Source organism: Thiolapillus sp., from assembly GCF_048562965.1.
GTDB lineage: Bacteria > Pseudomonadota > Gammaproteobacteria > Chromatiales > Chromatiaceae > Thiolapillus > Thiolapillus brandeum_A.
The window spans coordinates 1-2,571 of sequence record NZ_JBHNMF010000474.1 but is presented as its reverse complement, the minus strand read 5'-3'; the positions used below and the strand labels follow the sequence as shown (position 1 = coordinate 2,571).

Genomic DNA, 2,571 nt, shown 5'->3' with positions numbered 1-2,571 from the left:
TGCTGTTGAACACCAAATTCCTGCGCAGATTCAAGAACAGGAATGTCGAAGAAGAAGATATGCATCGCATCCTCCACCAGTTGGCTCGTTCGGGGGAGATCACGCCGGCGGATCTGTATCACCAATTACGCCAACATCAACGGCTCAGACCGGAACAACTGGGCGCCGCTATATGCCCGCAACCTCTTGGAGCTCGACGGGCAGAGCGCCATTATCGTGCTCGACAATGGCGGCTGCGTATTCCACCCCAACGTGACCACGGTTTCCATCATCGTGACCGCCGATTCCAAGGAAAACCCTGGAATCGGTCACGTTGGGGTGGAATACGCACCCCCGCCTTTTCAGGCGAGGGAACAAGATCATATTCAAGCGTGTCTTCGACCTCGTGATAGATTTTGGGACATCCCAGCCCCCAAAATCGACTCGGCCTTTGACAACCTATTGGTGCCCCAGCCGTCCTGGTCACCCAGCACTACGCAACAACTTCGCAAGCTCGTTGCTGCTCCGTACTTGTCTTCCAATGACTGGACGCCTCGTTTGAATGTCTACTTTGCTTCCCCTCTGGCGCTATGCGCACGACGGGTAAGCAGTGCGGCCTCGCGGCTACTGGGGACTACCAGCCTTCGCTTCGCTCTCCATGGCTGGCAGCGTTGGTTTAAGGCCAAACACTTTCTTGAAGGCCGTATGCTTTACCTCCACCCAGGAACGCGGCAGATCACCATTGACCTCAAGGGCGTGATAGATATCGGTCACCAGCTCTTTGCTGATGGCTTTGGCAGTCAGCATCTTTTTCAGGACCTCGTGGCAGTGAAAGATGGGGAGTTCGAAATCTTCCGCCAACTTGTGCATACCAAGATCATCGGTAGCGACTATGGCTTGACGCACCTGACCGAAGGCAAGACAAAGACAGTCAGTAGGAGACGGCGGCGAACGGCCGAGAGTTGTATAGTCTGCCGCATGCGCCAATGCATGCTGGCGTAGCACGCTTTTCATTGCTGTAATCTGGGCTTTTTCATCCCGGCTCAGGCGGACGCGTTTGGCCAGCCGTTCCTGCTGTAGTGGAGGATCATCGAACCAGGGAAAGTACTCCTGTAAACGCGCGCTACGGTGAACTTCGTCTTCAACATCTTTCAGAATGGTAAGCACATAGCCTTTTTGCCCAAAACGAATACCCAGAAGCGGCTTGATACGCTTTGCCAATCGCAAGTAGGCATTGGTATCGAGCAGAACAAGGGTCAATGACGCAGTTCCTCATAGAGGGACTTTGCGTCATGGATGGATATGTCCAGAATTTGTTGGACATAGGAGGACCCGGTATCCCTTTCACGCAGCATTTTTTTTATGGCAATGAAAAAGTCCGACTGAAACTGGTGCTTACAGGCAGCAATATAGACATCCGGCGCTGGCGGCAGGGGGTCGAACAGTACTTCACTGATCAATGGCCCGGAAAAGTAGTTACGCGTGGCGTGCAGCTTGTTTTCCGCAATCTTTAACGCGGGCAACCGCCTGGCTCGGGCAAAATCCTGCACCTGTCGGTAAATCGTGTTGATCGAAATGAAGTGTTCCCGGGCAAAGTTGAATAGGGCCTTGATGACGCTCTGTTCGTTACGCTTTCTGCTAATTGCCGGGTAACAGGCCTCTACGCAGGGCTCCGGGAACAACAATGCCCCGGCAAAGGCGTCGGCATAATCCTCTCCTTCTTCGGTGCCTGCCAGATCCGGCGTATAAATATGCGCCAGCTCATGTGCCATCCAGAATTTGAAATCCTCTAGCCGAGTATCGAGATTCAGCAGAATAAAGGTGACATCTTCCTTGGGCAGTCGGATATGGACAGCATTTTCATGCCGTTGCTTCGCGCCCCACATGACGGGCATAAGCACCGCGCCACTGTTACGGAATTCACCAATCAGTGATTCATAACCCAGCACGGCTTGTTCGCCAATACCCAAACGCCTACGCGTTTCCAGTGCGGCACTCTGCAGTTTGTCGTATTCCGTAGAGGGACGTGTAATCAGTGTACGTAGTGTTTGTTGCCGACCTAGGTAAGGCACCAGCGGCTTCAGGAGGACTCCGATCTCTTTCGCCTTATTGATATGTGCATTTGTCGTTATTGCTGCTCCTTTTTTACGAAAGGAGACAATAGGCTGGTTTGTATCGGTGGTTGATGCCAGCTCTTCAAACGAAAGCTGAAGCGTTGCGGCTAATTTAAGCAAGGCAGAAGGTCTAGGAAAATCCTTTCCTTTCAGCCAGTTAGTTATCGCCTGAGCGCTAACGCCCACCTCGGATGCCAAGTTTTTTTGAGTCAACCCCCGTTTGATCAGCGCATTGCGAACAGCGTCAGAGTGAAGTATTTTTTGCATGGGAGAATTATAGTGCATGCCCCCTGGAAATCAAGTTTAATCAAGTTATGGCCGAGCCAATATGGCAAAAACCATCTCCCCACATGGTACAGTAATAAGGCTCTTCCGCTGCCAGCCATGGAGAGCGAAGCGAAGGCTGGTAGTCCCCAGTAGCCGCGAGGCCGCACTGCTTACCCGTCGTGCGCATAGCGCCAGAGGGGAAGCAAAGTAG

The 2,571-nt window shown here is 52.6% G+C and carries 2 protein-coding genes; one reads left to right on the top strand and one right to left on the bottom strand.

All coding sequences use genetic code 11. The annotated features are described in order from the left end of the window. Positions 1-444: 444 nt before the first annotated feature. Positions 445-981: a hypothetical protein gene (locus ACOCD2_RS16535; protein ID WP_294117819.1), complete on the top strand. Its 537-nt coding sequence runs from the start codon at positions 445-447 to the stop codon at positions 979-981. 254 nt (positions 982-1,235) lie between these two features. Here ACOCD2_RS16535 and ACOCD2_RS16530 read toward each other — a convergent pair whose 3' ends face one another. Continuing rightward, a complete protein-coding gene (locus tag ACOCD2_RS16530; protein ID WP_293649411.1) occupies positions 1,236-2,360 on the bottom strand; it encodes a helix-turn-helix domain-containing protein in 1,125 nt (374 codons plus the stop codon). Positions 2,361-2,571: the final 211 nt, after the last annotated feature.

Bases quoted from the DNA above. Each gene is read 5' to 3' on its own strand.
- ACOCD2_RS16530 (WP_293649411.1), bottom strand. From the start codon at position 2,360: ATGCAAAAAATACTTCACTCTGACGCTGTTCGCAATGCGCTGATCAAA.